Genomic DNA, 21,784 nt, shown 5'->3' on the forward strand with positions numbered 1-21,784 from the left:
CTGCGTACCGCCCACTGTAATCTGCCTACTGGACAAATAGAATTAACAAAAGTTTAGAACCCCTATATTTTTTTATATGCGCTTCAAAGGTTTTCTTTAACTTGTGCTAATGTTTTCTTGATAAGAAACGGTTGGCATACTTGTCATGCAGGTGTGGTCGGGAACTTTGGGGTCCCTATCTTATGGCCTGTGGCGATAAGCATTTGTTCTGGCCCAGAAGGGCATCACACTAAAAACCCACACCATGAAAAATATACTTTTGGTCCTTTTCTCCCTATTGATTTCCGCTGCGTCACTGGCGCAGGACGGTGGTCAATTGCTACGGGGAAAAGTGCTTTACCGAAGTACGAACGTGCCCAATGAGAACGTGATCAATTCCACTTCGGGCGAGGCCACGATCACCAACAATGATGGGGAGTTTGCCATTGTGGTAAAAGAGGGTGACGAGTTGGTGTTCACGGCGGTGAACTACCAATTGATGGTGGTGAAGATCACCCCGGAAATTCTGGCGAACAACCGATTGGTGGTCGAGGTCAACGAAAAGGTGACGGAGCTGGACGAAGTGATCGTGACCCCAGAGAACCAAGAAGGTTTTCTTCGGGTAAAGAACGAGGACTTCAAACAGTTCGACTACGAAATAGACCGGGGCACCGAGGTGGTGAACGTGGCGGAATCCCAAACCGTTCGCGGCATGCAGAACGGACTCAACATCAAGAACATTTTCAAGGCCCTTTTCAAATCCCGCGAAGTGGATGGGCAGGAACGGGAGCCGCTCAAAGTGAGCGAAGTGCTCAGGCATGTCTACGACGATGAGTTTTTTGTGCTGGACCTGAAGCTTCCGCAGGACAAAATAGATGCCTTTTTGATCTATTGTGATGACAAGATACCTTCACAGACCTTGCTCAGAAAGGACAACGAGTTCCAACTGATCGACTTTCTGGTCACACAGAGCAAGGAATATTTGGAAACCTTGAATGAGGAATGAAACATTTTTTTCTTCCCTTGCTGTGCTTCACGGCTTTTTTTGCCACTGCCCAGGATACGCCCGTCAAAACATTACGGGGAAGGGTCACCAGTGCCGATAAGGATGTGGTAGGGGTAGTGGTGCAGAACATCAGTTTGGAAGAGGCGGTGATCACCGATATGGACGGGAACTTTGCCATCAATGTGCAATTGGGGGACACACTGGTCTTTTCGGCGGTCCATTACCAAAGAAAAATGGTGCCCGTCACCGAAGTGCTGTACAAGACCAGTTTTGTGGAAGTGCCCATGGAAGAGTTCGTGAACGAACTGAAGGAAGTGGTGGTGCGACCCTATAACCTTTCGGGGGACCTGAGCCAGGATTTGGGCAAACTGACTTTGGAAAAGGATGTCAGTGCATCGGCCTTGGGCCTGCCCAATGCGGATGTGAAGCCCCTGACCCAAAGTGAACGGCTGCTTCGGGAAGCATCGTCCATGACCATGACGGCGGGCGGCGGTGTTGGCGGGGCAGGCGGCGGAATGTCGCTCAACCCCATCATCAATGCCATCACGGGGCGCACCAAAATGCTGAAGAACCGGGTGAAAGTGGACAATACCTACGCCAGGACCCAACGTGTACAGGATTTTTATGTGGACTCCCTGTTTGTGGTGACCCTGAAGATCCCTTCGGAAAAATTGGATGACTTTATGTACTTCTGCGAAGTGGACGAAGCGTTCCAAGAAACGGTCGATACCCACGACAAGCTAAAGATTTGGGACTTTATGGTGGAAAAGAGCCGAGTCTATCGGAAGAACAATAATTTGGATTGAAGGTTGGGAAGTTGGAAGTCAGAAATCGGATGTTGAACTGTTGTCTTGAACTGTCACTCTGAGGGTTGGTTGCTGAGCGTAGCCGAAGCAAGTCGAAGCGGCAGGAAACCCAAGTCCAAGTTCAAGTTCCAAAATGTCAAATTCCAATAAACCAATGACCCGGTAACAAAGTTTTTTACGAGCAGTATTTGGTCTAGTATCTTATGTCTCAAATCTTACGTCTGGAAAAAGTCGTTTTGGCAAACAAATTGCAGATAACCCTATAAAACTGTAACATTGCCACAGAAATAACGTCAAATAAACCATGATGAAGCGGAAAATTGCAAAAGTATTGGTCTTGCCTTTGGCAATGGCCCTTTTTTTGTCCTTCACCACCGCGCATAAATTCTATGTGAGCGTCACCAACATGTTCTATGCAGAGGATGAGGAAGCATTTCAGATCACCTCCCGTATTTTTATAGACGACTTGGATGCCCTTTTGGCCGAACGCTATGGGATCAAGGCCAAGTTGGCCACCCCTGATGAGACCAAGGTGGCCGATGAATACATTGAAAAATACCTTCGGGCCAAATTCCTGGTCCTATTCAACGGGGAACCGGCCCAGTATACCTTTTTGGGAAAGCGGTACGATAAGGATGTGGTCATCTGCTATCTGGAAATTCCGAAGGTGAAACTATCCAGTATCAAGACCATGACCGTGGAGAACGATGTGCTCACCGACCTGTTCGATGAACAGCAGAACGTGGTCCATGTGAAATGGAAGGGAAAAAAAAAGAGTTTTGTGCTGATGAAGAGTAATAATAAAGGAATGTTAAACTTATAACGCTTTGTTAACAATTGGTTAAAATGCGTTACTTTACACCCTCATAAAATCAAATTGAAAATGAACAGAATCAAACACTACGTAGCTGCCCTGCTCTTTCTTTTTGGTGCCGTGGCCATGGCACAGGAAGGAGAGGCCAAAAAAGAGCGGGAGCCAGGACACTACAACCAAAGCAGGTTCAAACAAATGTACGAGGAGTTCGCTACTCCGAACACGTATCGGTCGGCTTCCGGTGCCCCTGGACCAGACTACTATCAGCAGCAGGCAGATTATGTGATGAACGTGGAGCTGGACGACAAGAATGCCAAACTTTATGGTGAGGAAACCATCACCTACCACAACAATTCACCGGACAATCTAGAATTCCTTTGGGTACAATTGGACCAGAACGTCCGTGCCAAGGATTCCAAATCCCCACTGAGGGACGGTAATGGCGTGAACATCGCCTATACTGCCGGCAATTTTGCCGAAACCTACATCAGTGAGCCTTTTGACGGAGGTTTCAACATTGAGTGGGTGAAGGATGCCAGCGGCAAGCCATTGTCCTACACCATCAACCAGACCATGATGCGGGTAAACATTCCCCAAGCCCTAAAAAGCGGGGAGAAGATTTCCTTTTCCATCAAATGGTGGTACAATATTCCCGATCATACCGTAAACAGGGCCCGTTCCGGATATGAGTATTTCCCCAAGGACGGTAACCGTGCCTATGTGATCGCACAGTTCTTTCCAAGGATGGCGGTCTATAGCGATGTGGAAGGATGGCAGAACCATCAGTTTTGGGGAAGTGGCGAGTTTGCCCTGCCTTTTGGAAACTATGATGTGAGCATCACCGTGCCCGCAGACCATATTTTGGATGCGACCGGGGTATTGCAGAACAGGGAGGATGTATTCTCCAAAGAAATGATGAAGCGTTACAAAGAAGCCACCAAGTCGTATGACAAGCCGGTGATCATTGTGACCCAAGAAGAAGTGGAGGCTTTGGAAAAAGGCTTCGCCACAGATAAAAAGACATGGAAGTTCAAGGCGACCAATGTCAGGGATTACGCTTTTGCCACTTCACGAAAGTTCATCTGGGACATGCAGGCCGTCAAAATAGGCGGAAAGGATGTTATGGCCGTTTCCATGTATCCCAAGGAAGGAAACCCATTGTGGGAGGACATGTCCACCAAGGCCGTGGTCCAGACCTTACAGACCTATTCAGCGCACACGTTTGACTACCCTTACCACAAGGCCATCTCCGTACACGCCAAGAACCAAGGAATGGAATATCCCATGATCTGTTGGAACTATGGACGCCCCAATGAGGACGGTACCTATTCCGATAGGGTGAAATACGGTATGATCAGTGTGATCATCCACGAGGTGGGACACAACTTCTTCCCGATGATCGTCAACTCCGATGAGCGACAGTGGGGATGGATGGACGAAGGTTTGGATACCTTTATGCAATACTTGGCAGAACAGGATTTTGGAAAAACCTATCCCAACATTATCGCCCCCAACGGAAAATATCCTTCACAAAGGGGTGAGCCAGCTGCCATTGTACCTTACATGAGCGGTGACCAGAGTTTTATCTCGCCCATCATGTCCAACCCAGAAAACGTCTACCAATTGGGACCCAATGCCTATGCCAAGCCTGCCACGGGGTTGAACATCTTGAGGGAGACCATCATGGGCAAGGAACTCTTCGACCATGCTTTCAAGACCTATGCGCAGCGTTGGATGTTCAAGCACCCTACGCCCGAGGATTTCTTCCGCACCATGGAAGATGCATCCGCAGTGGATTTGGATTGGTTCTGGAGAGCTTGGTTCTATACCACCGATTATGTGGATATAGGGGTCAAAGGAGTTAAAAAGTACTACGTGGCCAGCAAACCCACCAAGGAAATGGAGAAGTACATGGCCGATAGGAACCTTACCGAGGCCGACCTTCCCCCATTGGTATATTTGGCGGAAGAGGAAAGTGAGGACTTTATGCCGGAGCTTAAAGGAAAATCGCCAACGGAGACATCAAAGAACTTGAAGGAATTTATGATGGACAACATGACAGAGGCTGAAAGGTCCCAGGTGAAGGAGCCCAAATATTTCTATGAGATCACTTTTGATAAACCGGGAGGCGTTCCCATGCCATTGATCGTCGAGTATACCTATGCCGATGGTAGTAAGGAAAATGTGACCTATCCCCCAGAAATCTGGAGAAAGAACGATGCCGAGGTCAAAAGGGTCATTGCTTCACAAAAGGAATTGGTAGGTATAGCTGTGGATCCCAAAATGGAAACCGCTGATATTGACACGACCAACAACTCTTGGCCCAAGAAAGACGAAAAATCAGACTTTGATAAGTTCAAGGAAAATATCAAAGGCGAGAAATAGCGAAAAATTTAACTAAAAGAGGCCCTGTGATTTCACGGGGCTTTTTTTATTTTCCTACCAAGTTCTCATTATATTTGTTGTATGTATTTTCTATTCATTAGCGGCGCGGAGATATTCTTCATCCTATTTATAGTGGTGATGGTCTTTGGTGCCGACAAAATTCCCGGAATAGCCAAGGGACTTGGCAAGGGAATGCGCCAGTTGCGGGATGCCACGGACGATATCAAACGAGAGATCCAGAAAAGTGCCGAGAAACAGGGCATCGATACGGATTTCACCAAAGATATCCGTAATGAGTTGAACGAGGTGAAGAAGAATGTGGACGAAGTGACAGGCTCCATCAAAAGAAGCTCCAAATAATCCATGCTTGAAAAATTGCTCCAATGGGATCGGGATACTTTTGTCTATCTCAACAGTTTGGGCATTGAAAGATATGATGGTTTTTGGTCCTTTGTGACCAATATTGCCACATGGACACCACTTTTTGTTCTTTTTTTGGTGCTATTGTATGTGAAATTTCCCAAAAAGGAAGCCCACTATAAATTCTTGACGATGTTGGGTTTGGTAGTTTTTGTGACGGTCATCACCCATTTGACCAAAATTTCAGTGGCACGGTTACGACCGAACAACACAGAGGAGATCAACACCTTGATCCGCATCCTGAAAAGCCCCACCGATTATAGTTTTTTCTCGGGTCATGCCTCCAGTTCCTTTTCCATTACCATGTTGATGTATCTTTTTTTGCGGACAAAATTGAAATGGGCTTTCCTTTTCTTCATTTGGCCCATACTTTTCGCCATGAGCCGCATCTATGTCGGCGTCCACTTTCCCATTGATATCATTGTGGGCATGATGGTGGGCATCTTTTCCGGTATCTTGTTCTATCTGCTTTACGGACGATTTATAGCACCCGGGTCAGTGTCAGTCCGTCCCTGATGGGCAACAGCACCGTTTCCACCCTTGGGTCCTCTTTGAGTTTTTGGTTATAGGCCAATAGTGCCGCAGTGGCCTTGTCGGATTTGTCAAGGGGTTCCACCACTTTGCCCGACCACAGTACATTGTCGGAAAGAATGACACTGCCCTGCTTTGTTTTTTTTATTACGGCCTCAAAATAATCATCGTAGTTCACCTTGTTTGCATCAATAAAAACAAGATCAAAGCCCAGCTCCAAATGGGGTATGATTTTCAAGGCATCCCCTGTGTGTTGCACGATCTGTTCCCCAAATCCACTCCTGTCAAAATAGTTTCGCTGCATTTGATGGAGCTCCTCGTTCACTTCAATGGTATGCAACTGTCCCTCTTTTTGCAGTCCTTCGGCCAAACAAAGTGCCGAATACCCCGTGTAGGTACCAATTTCCAGAATATATGTTGGAGCAATGATCTTGGACAGCATACTGAGTACCCTTCCTTGAAAATGTCCCGTGATCATGCGGGGTTGAACCACTTTCAGATGGGTTTCACGGGTCAGTTCCTGTAACAGTTCAGGTTCAGGTTCCGAATGGTCGGCGATATAACTTTCCAACAAAGGGGAGAGGAAATGCATGATCAAGTTTTCGCAAAAATAGGGAAAAGAAGTACATTCGACATTTGTTCATCTATTTGAAAAGACCATGTCAAAAAAGATTGGAATAAGACAGGCCACAAAGGAAGACCTACCCACATTGCTGCAATTTGAACAAGAGATCGTCAAGGTGGAGCGTCCTTTTGATATCACCATCAAGGAAGGTCACGTGAGCTATTACGACCTGGCCCAAATGGTGCAGGATCCCGAGGCCCATGTGGTTGTGGCCGAGATTGATGGAAAACTTGTGGCCTCTGGCTATGCCATCCCCAAGAAAGCAAGGCACTACTTGGACCACGAGTGGTATGCCTATTTGGGGTTCATGTACACCGACCCGGAATACCGTGGGTTGGGCATCAACGCCAAAATTGTGGATGAACTGAAACAATGGTCGATCCAAAAAGGGTTCAAGGAAATACGGTTAACGGTTTACAGCGATAACCTACCTGCTATCAGGGCCTATGAAAAAGTTGGGTTTAAAAAACATATCATAGAAATGCGGTTGGAGTGATTTTTTTATCGATTACACACAATTGTACCAGTTGCCTTGATGGTTTGTGCCAATGTTCTGTCTTTGTCCTCTTGAGCGCAGTCGAAAGGTAGACAAAGACATCTCGACTTTAGTTTACCCTGAGCGAAGCCGAAGGGATCGATGTGACATTTGAATTGACCATTGGTACAATTACGGATATACAATTTCTTTTGCATGGATTACTTTCTCAAATCGTATTTTTGAAACAAACCAAAAGCACATGACATTCCAAAACACACTGGAATTTGCACAACAGCTTGATGCAGCGGACCAGCTTTCCAAATACAAGCAAGAGTTCCACTATCCGCAGGTAAATGGCAGCGATGTCATCTATTTCACTGGAAATTCCTTGGGACTTCAACCCAAAAGAACACAAAAATATGTGGACGAGGTGATGAAGGATTGGAGGGAACTGGCCGTAGAGGGGCATTTTTATGCTGAAAAACCGTGGTGGGACTATCATGAAAGACTTGCTGAAGGATTGGCCAAAGTGGTGGGTGCACAGCCCAAAGAAATTTCGGTGATGAACACACTCACCGTGAACCTACACCTATTGATGGTATCCTTCTACAGGCCAACTGCAAAACGGTTCAAGATCATCTGTGAGGAAAAGGCCTTTCCATCTGACCAATATATGTTGCAAAGTCAAGTCCGTTTTCATGGCCTGGACCCAAAAGAAGCCATTGTTGAAGTGAAAAAAAGAGATGGAGAGCATGCTTGGCGCACGGAGGACATCATCCAAAAAATCGATGAGGTAGGAGAAGAGCTGGCCCTGGTGCTGATGGGCGGAGTGAATTACTATAACGGTCAAGTGCTGGACATGCAGACCATCACCGCAGCCGGAAAAGCCGTTGGGGCCTTTGTGGGTTGGGACTTGGCGCATGCCGTAGGAAATGTAAAACTCAACCTGCACGATTGGAACGCTGATTTTGCTTCGTGGTGTAGTTACAAATACATGAACAGTGGTCCGGGGAATGCTTCCGGGATCTTTGTCCATGAGAAACATCTGGGCAAGAAGGATATCCCCCGTTTTGAGGGATGGTGGGGCAACAAAAAGGAGACCCGTTTTTTGATGAAGCCCGAGTTTGATCCCATTGCTTCGGCCGATGCCTGGCAGTTGAGCAACCCGCCCATACTGTCATTGGCCCCCTATTTGGCCTCTTTGGAACTGTTCGATGAGGTGGGTATGGATGCTTTGATCGAAAAGCAAAAGACCATCGTGGCCTATCTGGAATTTATTCTCCATGAGATAGACAAGCAGGTGGACAGTACTTTTGAGATCATCACCCCAACGGAAAGGGGCTGCCAGCTGTCCGTATTTTTGCACGGTGAGGGCAGGGCCCTTTTTGATTACCTGATGGAAAATGGGGTGATCACCGATTGGAGGGAACCCAATGTAATCCGCTTGGCTCCGGCTCCGTTCTATTGTTCCTACGAAGATATGTACCGTTTTGGGCAGATCTTGAAACAAGGCACACAAAACAAATAAGCGTTTACTACCTTTATATGAACCCAACCAACCGTCCACCTTTATGAAGTCCCTCAAATTGATTCTGTCCAATCCAAGATATTTTGGAGCGGCATGGGTTTTTACCAGTATCAATATCTGGTTTGGTACCTGGGCCATATATATCCCCACCGTAAAAGAAAAGTTGGGCATAGATAAGGCGGATTTGGGGATTGCCTTGTTCTGTCTGTCCCTCGGCGTGTTCACCATTATTCCGGTGGCATCGAAGTTCATCAACAAAATTGGAGTGGGCAGGGCTTCTTGGTTTGGTGTTGTAGGCGTCACCGCTACGGCCATGCTGCCGCTTATGGCCCCTAATTATAATCTGTTGATGGCGGCACTGTACCTATTTGGGGCGGGCAATGGTTTTATTGATATTGCCATAAACACCTTGGTGACCGAGATTGAAAAAGAGGACAAGCAAAATTTCATGTCGGCGGCCCATGGTTTTTTTAGTCTGGGTGGTATTTTGGTGGGGCTGGGCAGTTTCCTGATCCCTGTTATTGGCAGCCCGGTGCTGCACATGGGCATTACGGTAGTGTTGGTGTTTATCCTCAATCTGTATTTTAGAAAACATTATATCCATATTGTTGCCGCTCCCGTGGAAAAAGAACCGTTTAGTCTCAAACTTTTTAAGCCTTTGCTGCTGTTGGGCATCATTGGTTTTGTTTCTTTTGGAAGCGAAGGTGCCATCATCGACTGGAGCGGGCTTTACCTCAAAGAAATGACCATGGCACCCGAATTGCTGATTGGCGCAGGGTTCTTGGCGTTTTCCACGACCATGACCTTGGGCAGATTTCTTGGTGATGGGATCAGTGCTAAAATTGGACCCATTAAAATTGTGGGGTTGGGCGCCTTTATCGCTGCTTTGGGCTATTTGTTGGTACTCACGCAGCATACCACATTGTCCATTATTGGATTTGCCTTTAATGGCCTTGGGTTTTCGGTCATTGTGCCCGAATTGTTCCGGATAGGCGGGAATGTAAAGGGAGTGGACTCTTCCCAAGGAGTTGCCTTTATTGCAGGCTCGGGTTATATCGGTTTTTTGTTGGGCCCTGTCATTCTGGGGTTCATTGCAGAAAGTGCTTCGTTGAGGTATAGCTTTATGCTGTTGTTGGGTATGGCTGTATTGGTTATGGGAGTTACTTTTTTTCTGGGTAAGAAGCGGAAATGAAAAATTGGTTGTTTTGAAATTTGGTGAAAAATGACCTTGCATGTTGCTTATGATGGTTTTTAAAACACTTCTCTGCTCGCTTACATAACAACTCAATTTTGGCCATTCTGGCCATTTTACATTCAGTCCTATTAGATGTCAAATCCAATAGTTTCCTTTTCAATCAAGCTTAATGCGATATACATTGCTTTAATCCTGCGTTTAAGCAAAGTTTGTTGAGAAGATTTTTCCTTTAATTTAGGTAATGCTTTTTCGCATTTGTGTATGATGGAAATAATTGCAACTTTAGCTTCATCCAGTTCTTCTCTACTATACGCATCATATGTTTCCATTAATGTTGGTTATTTTGACAGAGCTTTTATAGCTTCTGATTTTGATATGGCAAAGTTGATATGTTTTCCTTTGTTGCTCTCAAAAATAAAGTCATTTAAACTCTTACTTTCAAATTTTGAAAAATCCCCAACAATGGCTAAAGGCATTCCGTATTGTGCGAACTTTTGAAGTATTTCACCTGCAATCTTTGTTTTTAAATCAAAAAAGTCAGGAATTATATTTTTCTCGTACAGGATGATTTTATCAAACCCTTGGTAATATAGGTTTCCAAAAATTTCCAGTCCGTCTTCCGGTGTTTTTAAAATGATTTGGTCCGAGATGAGTTCGCCTATTTTTATACTATTTATGGTGTGGGTTTCAATTTTCATTTCAACCTTTTGAATTGATTAATTTTGGTCCAATTTTTTGATGCTGTTCAGAGTCCGCTATCAATGTTTCCATCAGTTCTTTCATTTGTAATCCACATCCGTTTTTTAGATCACAAGAATCGAATAGGACTATCATGAGTATCAAAAACCCATATTTGTTCCTATTCTTCTAAACTTTTCTTTTCTGAATTTAGACAACGGATTGGATAACAACTTGCTTATATGGATGCAAAGAACACCGATATATCCAAAATGGAATATAAAAGATGTAATGGCTCATACTTGTGTTCTTACTCCTTTTTTACCGTCAACCCCGTAAAATACAGTTTGGTGCCCCCTTCGGGTCTGTTGTATTCCTGTGCCAGTTTCAGCCCGCCCACATCGGTATAATCCTCCCAACTGGCGGTCAGCGAAGGCTCTTCTTGGTTGGACTTGCGATAGACCCATTCCCGGATGATATGGTCGTCTTTGAAATAAAGATCATAGGCATCCCCCGGGGTATAGCCACCCTCGTTCTTGTACACGATGGTCAGTTTTTGCATCTGCTCCCCACTGATGGGTGCCTTTGCGTCCGCTGAGTGCTCAAACGTATAGCTCTTGGAGTCCCACATCAGGTTGAAGGGCGCCAACAGCCAGTATCGGTCATTGATAAAACCTGCATTGGTCTTGTAGGCGATGGAATCCATGTCCCCTTTGTTATAGATCAAGGTGTCCTGGCCGGAAATGGCGGTCACTTCGTTCAGTTTGGGCCTCCATGCCCAGCTGCGCTCAAAGTGCATGGAATCCCTATCCACGTTGAAGGTAAAGGTAATCTCCTTCACCGATTTCCAGTTTTGGAAACCATGCGCATCCGCCACCAGTTCGGGGACGGTTTTTTCAGGCTCAGTGGCCTCTTCCGTTTTTTTGGTTTCGGTTTTGCAGCCCATCAAAAGGATCAGGGAGCACATTCCAACGAGGTAAACAGTCTTCATATCTGGTTTTTAACCAAATATACCTGAAATTCCACTATTTTCGCGCCCATTTTCGAAAGACCACTATAAATTAAATCGACCCTGGAGTGACTTTTCTCAAAAAACTGTTTCTAATACTGATAAGTAACCCCGACAAAACGTTTTTGGAAGCAGAAGACCTTTATGCCCATCTGTCGGATGAGGAATTAGTGGAACAGATTGTTGCGAGCAACGACCCTTTGTTGTTCGAGAAGTTGTATGACCGCTATGCCAAGATGGTGTACAACAAATGCTATGGATTTGCAAAATCCGATGACGAGGCCCAGGACCTGACACAGGACGTTTTTCTCCAACTTTTCATTAAGTTGCGGACGTTCAAGGGGAAATCCAAGTTCTCCACCTGGCTATATTCTTTTACCTATAACTTTTGTGTCAACTATATCAACCGGAACAAACAGCGAAAAATACAGGACCAGTCCGTACAGGTCGAAGAGACCGAATATAAGCTCACCGAAGACGTGCCCGATGAGAGCCTCTACGAAATGAAGGCGGACCGGCTCAAAAAAGCCCTCGAAATGATCTCTGTGGAGGACAAGTCCCTGTTGTTGTTGAAATATCAAGACGGTGCCAGTATAAAGGACCTGGTCAACTTGATGGACTTAGGGGAGAGTGCCGTGAAGATGCGGTTGAAGAGAGCAAAGGAAAGATTATTGGAAATCTACAATACCCAGGAATAGATGGCAGAGCAACACAAAAACCCGTTCAAAGAGCTGGAGGCCTCACTTAGGGAGGCCCCGCCCGGCATGAAAAAGAAAATCATGAACGACATTGCGGCCGCAAAGTTGGTCATGGACATGGCCTCTTTGTTTTCCATCAACTTGGGAAGTGCCCTGCGAAAACTTTTTAGGACACTGGGAGAAAACTGAAACCTATCAACAACACTATATAAATAAACATCAATTATGGAAACAATCAACAACTGGAAGAATATTGCATTCGATTCCCTCTCGGCCATGGGCAAGGAAGTGGCACAGGTATTTCCAAAAATAATCGGGGCCACTGTGATCATGCTCCTGGGATGGCTGGTCATCAAAATTGTCATGTTTTTGTTGGGCCGCATATTGAGACTGGCCAAGGTCAACCTCCTCAACGATAAGATAAATGGCATGGGCATGACAAGCAAAGGGGATTTTAAGATCGATGTGAGCAAGATCATCCTAGGTTTTGTCAAATGGCTTTTGATCTTGGTATTTTTGATCGTGGCCGCGGATATCCTCAACTGGCAGATCATTTCGGTTGAGATCGGCAACCTGCTCCATTACCTGCCCCGTTTCTTCAGTGCGCTGGCCCTGCTCATGATCGGGTTCTACATCGGCAACTTTGTGAAGAACACCGTAAAGCGGTTGTTCGATTCCTTGGAGTTTGGCGGATCCAACCTGGTGAGCAACCTTTTGTTCTATGTCATTGTCATCTTTATGTCCGTTACCGCCTTGAACCAAGCTGGGGTGGACACGACCATCATCACCAACAACATCACCTTGATCATGGGTTCCTTCCTTTTGTCCTTTGCGCTGGGGGTTGGATTGGGATCCAGGGAAATCATTGCCGATTTGCTAAGGTCCTTTTATACTCGAAAAACATATGCGGTCGGCGACAGGATCGTGATCGGGGAAGATGAGGGCACTATAGAATCCATTGACAACAATAGCCTCACCTTGGTCACCTACAAGGGCAAGTTCGTTATCCCGATAAAGGATGTGGTGTCCCAAAAAGTGGAGATACTGTCATAATAGTTCCATTGTGGCAAGGTCGTGGCGCAATTTCCTTGGAATTTGATTATTTTTGAGGTTCACAACAATAAAAAAATGAGTTCAAAAAAAGGAAAGGTACAGGAATTGATCCAAGAGAAGTTGCTCGATGAGCGCAAGATATTTTTGTGGGGCCAAGTAGATGATGATTCTGCCAAGCATGTCATAGATCGTTTGCTCTATTTGGATCTTCAGAACCATAAGGAGATCCAATTGATCATCAACAGTCCAGGAGGTTATGTGACCTCTGGCTTTGCCATTTACGACACCATCAAGCAGATCAAAAGCCCGGTTTCCACTGTTTGTAGTGGATTGGCGGCCTCCATGGGTTCCATTCTTCTGTCCGTGGGTGAAAAGGGGAGAAGGTTCATCCAGCCCCATGCACGGGTGATGATCCACCAGCCCAGTGGTGGTGCCAGGGGCCAGGCCTCAAACATCGAGATACAGGCCAAGGAGATCATCAAGACCAAGGAGTTGGGGGCACGTATTTTGGCGGACAATTGCGGGCAATCCTTCGAAAAGGTAATGAAGGATTTTGATCGTGATTACTGGATGGGTGCCGAAGAATCCGTGGAGTACGGAATCGTTGATGGAATCTTGAAATAAAAACCACAGGGCCTAAAAGGGAAAAAGTCCTTCGCAAATTTTTGAGAAGGACTTTTTTCATATATATGGACGCCGAAGCGGGATATTTGTAATATATACGGCCGGATTGGAGAAAAGGGATTTCAAGGGCCTGTTAAAAATTCCTAAACATGGGCCAATGGTAGATTCCATCTTCCTTTTACAGACTTGGGCAGGAATTGTATAATGAACAAGTTACAGGGAATACAAGTGAAAAATCCGTATTTTTGAAGCTTAACTAGAATTGGCCCAAACGGGCATTTATGGCACAGACTCCCAAAAATATAGCCATCATCGGTTCCGGATTGGTGGGCTCGCTCTTGGCAATTTATCTTCGAAAAAAGGGACACACGGTTACGGTTTTTGACAGAAGGCCCGATATCAGGACCATCAAATTTTCTGGCCGATCCATCAATCTGGCCATGAGCAATAGGGGTTGGCGCTCCCTCGAGCAAGTAGGTCTCGAAGCAAAGATCAAGGAAATAGCCATTCCTTTGGACAAGCGTGCCATGCACGTGAACGACAAACCGGTGTATTTTCAGAAATATGGTAAGGAAGGGGAGGCCATTTGGTCCATTTCCCGGGGCATCCTGAACAAGCGAATGATCGATTTGGCGGAAGAGGAAGGGACCGAGTTCCGTTTCAATGAAAAAGTATGGGACATTGATCTACCCACAGCAAGATTATATACGGGCGAATCCGAAAAAGGGGAGTGGAAGGAATATCAGTACGATCTCGTGTTCGGCTGTGATGGGGCATTCTCAAGGGTCAGGCACAAGATGCAACGCCAGAGCAGGTTCGATTATTCCCAAGATTTTATAGATGTGGGCTATAAGGAACTTACCATTCCGGCCAATGAGGACGGTACCCACAAATTGGACAAAAACTCTTTCCACATATGGCCCAGGGGTCAGTTCATGCTCATAGCCATGCCCAATGTGGATGGCAGTTTCACCTGTACGCTTTTTTTGCCTTTTGAAGGAGAAGTGTCCTTTGAGAGCATTGCAACGGAAGATGATGCCCGTGCGTTTTTCAAGGAATATTTCCCCAATGTGCGAAAGGATATCGAGGATTTGACCAAAGATTTTTTCAATAACCCCACAAGTGCCATGGTCACCATGAAATGTTATCCGTGGACCTATTGGAACAAAGTGGCCTTGATCGGGGATTCCGCCCATGCCATTGTACCCTTTTATGGGCAGGGCATGAACGCGGGCTTTGAGGACATTTATATGCTCGATAAGTTGATGGATGCCCACGGGGACGATTGGGACACTATTTTTTCGACCTATCAAAAAGAGCGTAAGCCCAACGCAGATGCGATTGCGGAACTCAGTTACAGGAATTTTGTGGAAATGAGCAGTAAAACGGCCGATCCCAAATTTCTACTGCAAAAAAAGATTGAGAAACATTTTGCGGCAAAACATCCAGAGAAGTGGGTGCCAGTCTATAGCCGGGTCACTTTTTCCGAAAGGCCTTATGCAGAGGCATTGGCCATTGGGGACCAGCAGGAAAAGATCATGAAGGAGGTCATGGGAATGCCCCATATTGAAGAAAAATGGGACTCCCAGGAAGTGGAGCATAAAATATTGGAACTGTTAGGGGAGTAATAAAGTCCCCCATCGTTGTACATATTGACGGTTTTGGTATAAGAGACCTCCCCAAATGCCCAGCGGGGTCAAAGTAATCTGCAAACCAACAAAAAAGCCACCCTTTGGGTGGCTTTTTTGTTATCTAGTGAAAATGCAATTAAAACTTAGCGAAAAGCTCTTGCATTTTTTCCTGTTCTTCCTCGGCCAAAAGCGGGTCTACCAAAATCCTGCCACTGTGCTCATCGGTGATGATCTTCTTGCGGGAAGCGATCTCTACCTGTACCTGTGGTGGAATGGTGAAGAAAGAACCTCCTGAGGCCCCACGCTCCACGGCAACCACGGCAAGACCGTTTTTCACATTGTGACGGATCCTTTTGTAGGCTTGCACCAATCTGTCCTCAATCTTGTCCTCGAATTCCTCTGATTTTTTCAAAAGGGCTTTTTCCTCTTTTTCGGTCTCGGCCAAAATAGCGTCCAACTCCCCTTTTTTATGCTTTAGGTGTCCCTCACGCTCGGTCAGTTTGTCCTTGGTCTGGGCAATCACCTCTTTTTTCTGCTCAATCTGCACCTTGAACTCCTTGATGTTCTTCTCGGCCAATTGGATTTCCAGTTCTTGGAACTCCACTTCCTTGGTCAACGAATTGAACTCCCGGCTGTTCCTGACGTTCTTTTGTTGCTCGTTGTATTTTTTGATGAGCGTCTTGGACTCATCGATAAGATTTTTCTTGGCAGTGATTTCAAAATTGATGGTCTCAAGATCTGTCTTCAACTTGTCCAACCTGGTCCTAAGGCCATGGACCTCATCTTCCAGGTCCTGTACTTCCAAAGGCAGTTCGCCCCTAATGTTGCGTATTTCATCAACCCTGGAATCGATAAGCTGCAAATCGTACAGAGCTCTCAATTTTTCCTCCACGGTGCTTTCTTTCTTGTTCGCCATATAATTTTATAGATACTTGATGGGATTCGTAATACTCTCTGATAAAGCGACTGCAAAATTAGGAATTTTTTTTGTAAGATGATCAACCAATAAATCTTTTGTAAACTGCTCAGTTTCAAAGTGCCCAATATCGGCGATCACGATTTGGTCCTCCGCCTCAAAAAACTGGTGGTATTTAATGTCCGAAGTGATGAAAACATCGGCCCCCGAACGCTTGGCCACAGCTATCGCAAAGGCACCACTGCCCCCAAGAACGGCCACCTTCCTGACCTTTTTGCCCAATAAACGGGAGTGTCTCACCACAGACGCCCCCATCCGCTCTTTGACCCATAACAAAAACTCCCTTTCGTCCATCTCTTTATCCAAAGTCCCGACCATGCCCATGCCCATGTCCTGATTGGTGTTTTCCAAAGTGACCACCTCATGGGCCACTTCTTCATAGGGATGGGCCGTAAAAAGGGCTTCCAGTATTTTATTCTCCTTTTCAAAGGTATAGATCACATTGATCTGCGTTTCCTTCTCAAAATGGATCTCCCCGATTTTTCCCACTGCCGGGTTCGCTTTGTTGCCCGCTTTGAAACTTCCTGTACCTTCCAGGCTATAACTGCAGTTGCTGTATTTTCCGATTTCACCTGCCCCAACGGCAAAAAGGGCATCTTTCACCTTTTCGGCATCTTGCAAAGGGGCATAAGTGGTCAATTTTTTTATGGCTCCTTTTCGTGGGATGAGGATTTTGGGATTCTTGATGTCCAATACCTCACAGATTTTTGCATTCACGCCCATAATGCTGTTGTCCAGGGCAGTGTGCATGCTGTAGATGGCAATGTTGTGGGCAATGGCCTTCATCACCACCCGCTCCACATAGGTGCTTCCGGTAAGTTTTTTGAGACCCCCGAAGATGATGGGGTGGAAGCTCACGATCATGTTATATTTCTTCTCAATGGCTTCATCCACTACATTTTCAAGCGTGTCCAAGGTCACCAAAACGCCCTTTACGGCCATGTTCGGGTTCCCTACCAATAGCCCCACATTGTCAAAATCCTCGGCATGTGCCAAGGGAGCAAGCTCTTCCAGTATTTTTGTGATGTCCTGTACGGTCATTTTAAAATTCTTAAATGTGCTAAAGATAAAATATTATATTTTCGTTCAATGCAGCAACTGCTCCGTAAAATAGCATTTCCGTTTTCCTTGGTCTATGCCTTGGTGGTTTATCTAAGAAATTTTCTGTACGATGTGGGAATCTTTACCTCCAGGTCCTATGGAACACCTACCATTTGTGTGGGCAACCTGAGTGTTGGGGGCACAGGCAAGACCCCAATGACGGAATACCTTATCCGGATGTTGCATGACCACAGGGTGGCCGTGTTGAGCAGGGGCTACAAAAGAAAGTCCAAAGGTTTTCTTTTGGCCACGCCCCATAGCGGGGTCTTGGATCTTGGGGACGAGCCCTACCAATTGAAAAAGAAGTTTCCGGACGTGGCCGTCGCTGTGGATGCGGACAGGCGAAACGGCATTGCCCAACTGGAAGAGTTCGTGAAGCCTGAAGTAATCATTTTGGACGATGCTTTTCAGCACAGACGTGTGAAACCTACCATTTCTATCCTTCTTACCATGCACAGTGCCCTCTTTGTGGATGATTGGTATTTGCCCACGGGAAATTTGAGGGACAGTAAGAGGGAAGCCCAGAGGGCGGATGTCATCATCGTGACCAAGTGTCCGGCCAATCTATCCACTGCCGAACGGGGGCAAATGACGAGAAGGTTAAGGGCCGGTGCCGATCAGCAAATACTCTTTGCCACTTTGGAATACCGCAACGAGGTTACCGATGGCGGGCAAAAAAAAATGGAACTGTTGGACTTGAAGGGAAAACAAGTCGCCCTGGTCACTGGGATTGCGTCTCCGGGTCCCCTTGTTGATCATTTGGCTTCATTGGGCATCCAATTTGAACATTTTGAGTATGGGGACCACCACCATTTCACGGACAAGGAGATCGAGAGGTTCAAGGACCACGAAGTGGTGTTGACCACGGAAAAGGATTTCGTGCGGTTGGAAGGCCGGTTGGAACATCTATTTTATGTGCAGATAACCCACCGTTTTGATGCTTCGGATGTGGCCACGCTGGAAAAGATGATTAAAAAAGTGGTCTAGATGGAACCGATGGGACCTTGGATTTTGCTCTTGAAGATGTTCTCCCCAATTTTTTGATAGAATACCTCCGGCTTGAAAGGCTTGGTCACCACATCGTTGCAGCCTGCCTGATAAAAACTTTCCAAACTGTCATCCAAGGAAATGGCCGTTAGGGCTATGATGGGAATATCCTGATTGAACTTTCGGATCTGTCGGGTAGCTTCCTCGCCACTTATGCCGGGCATATGGATGTCCATCAAAATGGCATCGTAAGTATTGGTCTTGGCCAAATCGATGGCCTCGTTCCCATTGTTGGCAATATCGCAGCTGATCTCCTTTTTGTTGAGCATCTTTTTGGTGATGACCTGGTTGATCTTGTTGTCCTCAACGACCAACACATGTAATCCACTGAAATCAAATTCTTCCGGATGCAGTTCAAAGGACAGTTCGTCCAAGGCCTTGCTGTCACATTTTAGGTCCATTTCAAAAAAGAAGGAGCTGCCATGTCCCAGTTCACTTTCCAGGTGGATGGTGCTGCCAAATAGCCCCAAAAGACTCTTCACTATGGTTAGGCCAAGACCTGTACCCCCATATTCCCGGTTGATTTGGATGGATCCCTGTTCAAAACTGTCAAAAATGTGTTTCTGTTGTTCATCGGAGATTCCAATACCATTGTCCCTTACCTCAAAATAGAGTTTTACTTGGTCCTCTTCCTTTCTGAGCATTTTGGCTATCACTTCGACCTTTCCATTTTTGGCGAACTTAAGGGCGTTGCCCACTAGGTTCATGAATATCTGTGAAAGCTTAATGGGGTCACCAAGAAGCTGTTGGGGTATGTTGGGGTCGTAATCAAGGATCAACTTGGTCTTGTTCTCGTTGGCATTCTGTTGTAGGGAATCCACAACATCCGTAAGTACTTTGTTCAATTTGAACTCAATGCTCAACGGTTCCAATTTGTCCGCGTCTATTTTATTGATCTGAAGGATGTCATTGATGAAGTTCAATAGGTATTCCCCGGAGAATTTCAACGATTTCAAATGTTCTTTTTGGTGTTCCGAAGGGTTTTCCTCCAAGAGCAAATGGGTGAGCCCGGTCACGGCATAGAGCGGTGTTCGGAGCTCGTGGGTCACAGTGGACAAGAAATTCGTTTTGGCCTCCATGGCGGAAACCGCAGCATCCCTGGCCAGCTCCAATTCCTTGTTCTTGGTGTACAGAAGATCGTTCGTCTTCAATTTGATCTGGTTGTTCCTAAAAAGGGACACGGCCAATAGGGAGATAATGGTCAAAAACGCTGAGGTCAAAATGGCGGTGATCTCCGATCTATTTTTGGATTCGCTCAGTTCTTCATTTTTGGCCTGCAGCTTGTTCAGTTCGGTCATTTGGTGCTCAAAACGGATCTTGTCTGCGGTCACAAGGTCAAGTTTGGCCTTTTCTATATTGAAAATAGAGTCCTTGATGCGCTCCAGTTTCTTGGTGTAGAAGAGCGATTCGTCATAGCGCCCCGTTTTTTCATAGATGCCGGACAACTGTTCATAGGCGTTTTTCACCTCTTTGGCAAACCCATACTTTTCGGCCAGTTCCAAGGTGGCCTTGGCGTGGATGATGCCTTCATCCAGGTCATTGAGGATGACACTGATCTTGGCCAATTGCAGGTTGGCCTTGGTGGCGAGGTAGGCCCGTTCCTTGTCATCTGAGTTGACGATCAGTGCATTCAGGTTTTTGATGGCATTCTCGTAATTGGTGATGTTGGTGTAAATGTATGCCTCCAAAAGAAGGATGTTGTTGCCAAGGTTCCTGTTGTTGCTGAGCTTTCTGGATTCCTCCAATAATTTCAGGGATTGGAAATTGTTCCCCTCGTCAAAGCGGAGTGCAGCTTCCAAGTAGAGGTGGAAGGCCTGTCCGAAGGAATAGGAAATATCCCGAAGGAGAATGTTGGCCCTGTCCCAATAAAAAAGGGCAGTTTCCCTATCGCCTTCCTCTAGGAACAGTCGGGCATATTGGTGGTAGATGTCGAGCAACAATTTGGCGTCCTCGTTGCTTTCCGCAATATTGGCGGCCTCATCAAGGGTCTGCAGTGCTTTGTCCACCTTGTTCTGGTGTCTGTAGTCCATAAAGTCATCAAAGATGGACTGGATTTTACTGGTGGAGCTGGTATCGTTTTGGCCAAAAGAAGCTTGGGTGCACACTATCATGCACAAGATAAGGAGCGTTTTTACGCCCATCCATTTGTGTTGCAAACCTGAGGTCAAACGTAGTCTTTCTTTATAAGCAAAGCTATTAAATCGATAATTCTGGAGCAATATCCAGTTTCATTGTCATACCACCCTATAATCTTCACCATTTTGCCGATCACGGAGGTCATCAAAGAATCAAACGTACAAGAATGATAACTATTGTTTATGTCGATGGAAACTATGGGGTCTTCGGTATAATGGAGTATGTTTTTTAACTCATTCTCGGCATATTCCTTAAAGGTAGCATTTATTTCGGCAATGGATGTTTCCCTTTTCACGTTGAAAGTGATATCGGTGAGGGAGCCGTTGGGCACTGGAACGCGTATGCCACAGCCACCGATGACATTGGACAGTTCGGGGAAAATGCCCGTAAGTGCCTTTGCTGCCCCCGTGGTCGTTGGGATGATGGATTGTGAGGCCGCTCTGGCCCTTCTGAGGTCCCGGTGTGGCGCATCGTGCAGGTTTTGGTCCGAGGTGAAGGAGTGTATCGTGGTGATATACGCCTGTTCCACCCCGCAGAGCTCGTTGATCACCTTGATCATGGGGGCTGCGTTGTTGGTGGTACAGGAGGCATTGGAGATGATCTGGTCATCCGCCTCGATTTGTCCTTCATTCACCCCTAACACTACCATTTTGATGGAGTCGTCCTCTGGCGGCACGGAAAGGATCACTTTTCTGGCCCCATTGATCAAATGATGTTGTAATTGTTCCCTTTTCTTGAATTTTCCGGTCGCTTCCACCACAAGGTCCACTTCATGGCTCTTCCAGTCTATTTCTTTGGGGTGGTTTTGGTTGAGCACCTGTATTTTTCGATCATTTACGATAATCGAATTGCCCTCCGAACGGACATCTGCATCGAGGGTGCCGTGTATGCTGTCATATTTCAGCAAATGGGCCAAGGTAGTGGCATCCGCTAGGTCGTTGATGGCAACCACTTGGATGTTCGGGTGCTTTTCCAGAAGCCTAAAAAGGGTCCTGCCGATACGCCCAAAGCCATTGATGCCTATTCTGATAACTTTCATGATGTGTGATGGGGAAGGTTAGGGA

At 46.1% G+C, this 21,784-nt stretch carries 23 protein-coding genes; 15 read left to right on the forward strand and 8 right to left on the reverse strand.

The annotated features are described in order from the left end of the window. Positions 1 to 244 precede the first annotated feature (244 nt). The 6 genes from FOT42_RS13145 to FOT42_RS13170 all read left to right on the forward strand — a co-directional run bounded on the left by FOT42_RS13145 (position 245) and on the right by FOT42_RS13170 (position 5,926). The gene (locus FOT42_RS13145) at positions 245 to 985 is read left to right on the forward strand and encodes a carboxypeptidase-like regulatory domain-containing protein (RefSeq protein WP_151891011.1); all 741 of its coding nucleotides are present in this window, start codon (positions 245 to 247) and stop codon (positions 983 to 985) included. After that, positions 982 to 1,791 (forward strand): carboxypeptidase-like regulatory domain-containing protein, encoded by an 810-nt coding sequence (locus FOT42_RS13150; RefSeq protein ID WP_151891012.1) that lies wholly within the window; start codon positions 982 to 984, stop codon positions 1,789 to 1,791. The genes FOT42_RS13145 and FOT42_RS13150 overlap by 4 nt, the downstream gene beginning before the upstream one ends. A 307-nt stretch (positions 1,792 to 2,098) precedes the next feature. Next, entirely contained in the window at positions 2,099 to 2,614 is a 516-nt protein-coding gene (locus FOT42_RS13155; protein ID WP_313788433.1) for a DUF6702 family protein, read from the forward strand. 60 nt (positions 2,615 to 2,674) lie between these two features. After that, the gene (locus FOT42_RS13160; RefSeq protein ID WP_151891014.1) at positions 2,675 to 4,990 is read left to right on the forward strand and encodes a M1 family metallopeptidase; all 2,316 of its coding nucleotides are present in this window, start codon (positions 2,675 to 2,677) and stop codon (positions 4,988 to 4,990) included. Between the two features lie 81 nt (positions 4,991 to 5,071). Continuing rightward, on the forward strand, positions 5,072 to 5,350 hold the full coding sequence (locus FOT42_RS13165) for a Sec-independent protein translocase subunit TatA/TatB (RefSeq protein WP_108424226.1): 279 nt from the start codon (positions 5,072 to 5,074) through the stop codon (positions 5,348 to 5,350). A gap of 3 nt (positions 5,351 to 5,353) precedes the next feature. Further along, positions 5,354 to 5,926 carry a phosphatase PAP2 family protein gene (locus FOT42_RS13170; protein ID WP_151891015.1) on the forward strand — a complete coding sequence of 191 codons (573 nt, stop codon included), beginning with the start codon at positions 5,354 to 5,356 and terminating at the stop codon, positions 5,924 to 5,926. Here the strand turns inward: FOT42_RS13170 and FOT42_RS13175 are convergent. Then, on the reverse strand, positions 5,892 to 6,533 hold the full coding sequence (locus FOT42_RS13175) for an O-methyltransferase (RefSeq protein WP_151891016.1): 642 nt from the start codon (positions 6,531 to 6,533) through the stop codon (positions 5,892 to 5,894). The two genes, FOT42_RS13170 and FOT42_RS13175, sit on opposite strands and share 35 nt — an antisense overlap. Positions 6,534 to 6,600: 67 nt before the next feature. On the opposite strand from FOT42_RS13175, the gene FOT42_RS13180 reads away from it, so the two are divergent. The 3 genes from FOT42_RS13180 (at position 6,601) to FOT42_RS13190 (ending at position 9,764) form a co-directional block, all read left to right on the forward strand. Next, positions 6,601 to 7,062, forward strand: a complete 462-nt coding sequence (locus FOT42_RS13180; RefSeq protein ID WP_151891017.1) for a GNAT family N-acetyltransferase — start codon at positions 6,601 to 6,603, stop codon at positions 7,060 to 7,062. 241 nt (positions 7,063 to 7,303) lie between these two features. Continuing rightward, positions 7,304 to 8,572 (forward strand): kynureninase, encoded by a 1,269-nt coding sequence (gene kynU / locus FOT42_RS13185; protein ID WP_151891018.1) that lies wholly within the window; start codon positions 7,304 to 7,306, stop codon positions 8,570 to 8,572. Between the two features lie 43 nt (positions 8,573 to 8,615). Further along, positions 8,616 to 9,764: an MFS transporter gene (locus FOT42_RS13190; protein ID WP_151891019.1), complete on the forward strand. Its 1,149-nt coding sequence runs from the start codon at positions 8,616 to 8,618 to the stop codon at positions 9,762 to 9,764. 131 nt (positions 9,765 to 9,895) lie between these two features. On the opposite strand, the gene FOT42_RS13195 is transcribed toward FOT42_RS13190, so the two are convergent. The 3 genes from FOT42_RS13195 to FOT42_RS13205 form a co-directional block, all read right to left on the reverse strand. After that, positions 9,896 to 10,096, reverse strand: coding sequence for a hypothetical protein (locus tag FOT42_RS13195; protein ID WP_151891020.1), 201 nt, complete (start codon positions 10,094 to 10,096; stop codon positions 9,896 to 9,898). A gap of 9 nt (positions 10,097 to 10,105) precedes the next feature. After that, positions 10,106 to 10,465: a DUF4180 domain-containing protein gene (locus FOT42_RS13200; protein WP_151891021.1), complete on the reverse strand. Its 360-nt coding sequence runs from the start codon at positions 10,463 to 10,465 to the stop codon at positions 10,106 to 10,108. 290 nt (positions 10,466 to 10,755) lie between these two features. Beyond that, complete coding sequence (locus FOT42_RS13205) at positions 10,756 to 11,436, reverse strand: hypothetical protein (protein WP_151891022.1); 681 nt, start codon at positions 11,434 to 11,436, stop codon at positions 10,756 to 10,758. 143 nt (positions 11,437 to 11,579) lie between these two features. On the opposite strand from FOT42_RS13205, the gene FOT42_RS13210 reads away from it, so the two are divergent. The 5 genes from FOT42_RS13210 to FOT42_RS13230 all read left to right on the forward strand — a co-directional run bounded on the left by FOT42_RS13210 (position 11,580) and on the right by FOT42_RS13230 (position 15,457). Further along, complete coding sequence (locus tag FOT42_RS13210) at positions 11,580 to 12,152, forward strand: RNA polymerase sigma factor (protein ID WP_226789893.1); 573 nt, start codon at positions 11,580 to 11,582, stop codon at positions 12,150 to 12,152. Further along, complete coding sequence (locus tag FOT42_RS13215) at positions 12,153 to 12,341, forward strand: hypothetical protein (RefSeq protein WP_151891024.1); 189 nt, start codon at positions 12,153 to 12,155, stop codon at positions 12,339 to 12,341. A gap of 36 nt (positions 12,342 to 12,377) precedes the next feature. Next, on the forward strand, positions 12,378 to 13,205 hold the full coding sequence (locus FOT42_RS13220; protein ID WP_151891025.1) for a mechanosensitive ion channel family protein: 828 nt from the start codon (positions 12,378 to 12,380) through the stop codon (positions 13,203 to 13,205). A 75-nt stretch (positions 13,206 to 13,280) separates the two neighbouring features. Continuing rightward, a complete protein-coding gene (locus FOT42_RS13225; RefSeq protein WP_151891026.1) occupies positions 13,281 to 13,829 on the forward strand; it encodes a ClpP family protease in 549 nt (182 codons plus the stop codon). 281 nt (positions 13,830 to 14,110) lie between these two features. Next, a complete protein-coding gene (locus tag FOT42_RS13230; RefSeq protein WP_151891027.1) occupies positions 14,111 to 15,457 on the forward strand; it encodes an FAD-dependent oxidoreductase in 1,347 nt (448 codons plus the stop codon). A gap of 139 nt (positions 15,458 to 15,596) precedes the next feature. On the opposite strand, the gene FOT42_RS13235 is transcribed toward FOT42_RS13230, so the two are convergent. After that, positions 15,597 to 16,376: a zinc ribbon domain-containing protein gene (locus FOT42_RS13235; RefSeq protein WP_151891028.1), complete on the reverse strand. Its 780-nt coding sequence runs from the start codon at positions 16,374 to 16,376 to the stop codon at positions 15,597 to 15,599. A gap of 6 nt (positions 16,377 to 16,382) precedes the next feature. Next, the gene (locus FOT42_RS13240; RefSeq protein ID WP_151891029.1) at positions 16,383 to 17,477 is read right to left on the reverse strand and encodes a Nif3-like dinuclear metal center hexameric protein; all 1,095 of its coding nucleotides are present in this window, start codon (positions 17,475 to 17,477) and stop codon (positions 16,383 to 16,385) included. 48 nt (positions 17,478 to 17,525) lie between these two features. Here FOT42_RS13240 and lpxK point away from each other — a divergent pair, with 48 nt between their 5' ends. After that, positions 17,526 to 18,524: a tetraacyldisaccharide 4'-kinase gene (gene lpxK, locus FOT42_RS13245; protein ID WP_151891030.1), complete on the forward strand. Its 999-nt coding sequence runs from the start codon at positions 17,526 to 17,528 to the stop codon at positions 18,522 to 18,524. On the opposite strand, the gene FOT42_RS13250 is transcribed toward lpxK, so the two are convergent. Both FOT42_RS13250 and gap read right to left on the reverse strand, forming a co-directional pair. Further along, complete coding sequence (locus tag FOT42_RS13250; RefSeq protein WP_226789894.1) at positions 18,521 to 20,725, reverse strand: response regulator; 2,205 nt, start codon at positions 20,723 to 20,725, stop codon at positions 18,521 to 18,523. The genes lpxK and FOT42_RS13250 overlap by 4 nt on opposite strands. 23 nt (positions 20,726 to 20,748) lie before the next feature. Next, on the reverse strand, positions 20,749 to 21,759 hold the full coding sequence (gap, locus tag FOT42_RS13255) for a type I glyceraldehyde-3-phosphate dehydrogenase (protein WP_151891032.1): 1,011 nt from the start codon (positions 21,757 to 21,759) through the stop codon (positions 20,749 to 20,751). Positions 21,760 to 21,784: the final 25 nt, after the last annotated feature.

The sequence above is a fragment of the Flagellimonas hadalis genome, assembly GCF_007785775.2.
GTDB classification, from domain to species: domain Bacteria; phylum Bacteroidota; class Bacteroidia; order Flavobacteriales; family Flavobacteriaceae; genus Flagellimonas; species Flagellimonas hadalis.

Bases quoted from the DNA above. Each gene is read 5' to 3' on its own strand.
- FOT42_RS13180 (WP_151891017.1), top strand. From the start codon at position 6,601: ATGTCAAAAAAGATTGGAATAAGACAGGCCACAAAGGAAGACCTACCC.
- gap (WP_151891032.1), bottom strand. From the start codon at position 21,759: ATGAAAGTTATCAGAATAGGCATCAATGGCTTTGGGCGTATCGGCAGG.
- FOT42_RS13155 (WP_313788433.1), top strand. From the start codon at position 2,099: ATGAAGCGGAAAATTGCAAAAGTATTGGTCTTGCCTTTGGCAATGGCC.
- FOT42_RS13190 (WP_151891019.1), top strand. From the start codon at position 8,616: ATGAAGTCCCTCAAATTGATTCTGTCCAATCCAAGATATTTTGGAGCG.
- FOT42_RS13205 (WP_151891022.1), bottom strand. From the start codon at position 11,436: ATGAAGACTGTTTACCTCGTTGGAATGTGCTCCCTGATCCTTTTGATG.
- kynU (WP_151891018.1), top strand. From the start codon at position 7,304: ATGACATTCCAAAACACACTGGAATTTGCACAACAGCTTGATGCAGCG.
- FOT42_RS13160 (WP_151891014.1), top strand. From the start codon at position 2,675: ATGAACAGAATCAAACACTACGTAGCTGCCCTGCTCTTTCTTTTTGGT.
- FOT42_RS13230 (WP_151891027.1), top strand. From the start codon at position 14,111: ATGGCACAGACTCCCAAAAATATAGCCATCATCGGTTCCGGATTGGTG.
- lpxK (WP_151891030.1), top strand. From the start codon at position 17,526: ATGCAGCAACTGCTCCGTAAAATAGCATTTCCGTTTTCCTTGGTCTAT.
- FOT42_RS13170 (WP_151891015.1), top strand. From the start codon at position 5,354: ATGCTTGAAAAATTGCTCCAATGGGATCGGGATACTTTTGTCTATCTC.
- FOT42_RS13235 (WP_151891028.1), bottom strand. From the start codon at position 16,376: ATGGCGAACAAGAAAGAAAGCACCGTGGAGGAAAAATTGAGAGCTCTG.
- FOT42_RS13220 (WP_151891025.1), top strand. From the start codon at position 12,378: ATGGAAACAATCAACAACTGGAAGAATATTGCATTCGATTCCCTCTCG.
- FOT42_RS13195 (WP_151891020.1), bottom strand. From the start codon at position 10,096: ATGGAAACATATGATGCGTATAGTAGAGAAGAACTGGATGAAGCTAAA.
- FOT42_RS13150 (WP_151891012.1), top strand. From the start codon at position 982: ATGAAACATTTTTTTCTTCCCTTGCTGTGCTTCACGGCTTTTTTTGCC.
- FOT42_RS13250 (WP_226789894.1), bottom strand. From the start codon at position 20,725: ATGGGCGTAAAAACGCTCCTTATCTTGTGCATGATAGTGTGCACCCAA.
- FOT42_RS13225 (WP_151891026.1), top strand. From the start codon at position 13,281: ATGAGTTCAAAAAAAGGAAAGGTACAGGAATTGATCCAAGAGAAGTTG.
- FOT42_RS13165 (WP_108424226.1), top strand. From the start codon at position 5,072: ATGTATTTTCTATTCATTAGCGGCGCGGAGATATTCTTCATCCTATTT.
- FOT42_RS13175 (WP_151891016.1), bottom strand. From the start codon at position 6,533: ATGCATTTCCTCTCCCCTTTGTTGGAAAGTTATATCGCCGACCATTCG.
- FOT42_RS13200 (WP_151891021.1), bottom strand. From the start codon at position 10,465: ATGAAAATTGAAACCCACACCATAAATAGTATAAAAATAGGCGAACTC.
- FOT42_RS13145 (WP_151891011.1), top strand. From the start codon at position 245: ATGAAAAATATACTTTTGGTCCTTTTCTCCCTATTGATTTCCGCTGCG.
- FOT42_RS13215 (WP_151891024.1), top strand. From the start codon at position 12,153: ATGGCAGAGCAACACAAAAACCCGTTCAAAGAGCTGGAGGCCTCACTT.
- FOT42_RS13240 (WP_151891029.1), bottom strand. From the start codon at position 17,477: ATGACCGTACAGGACATCACAAAAATACTGGAAGAGCTTGCTCCCTTG.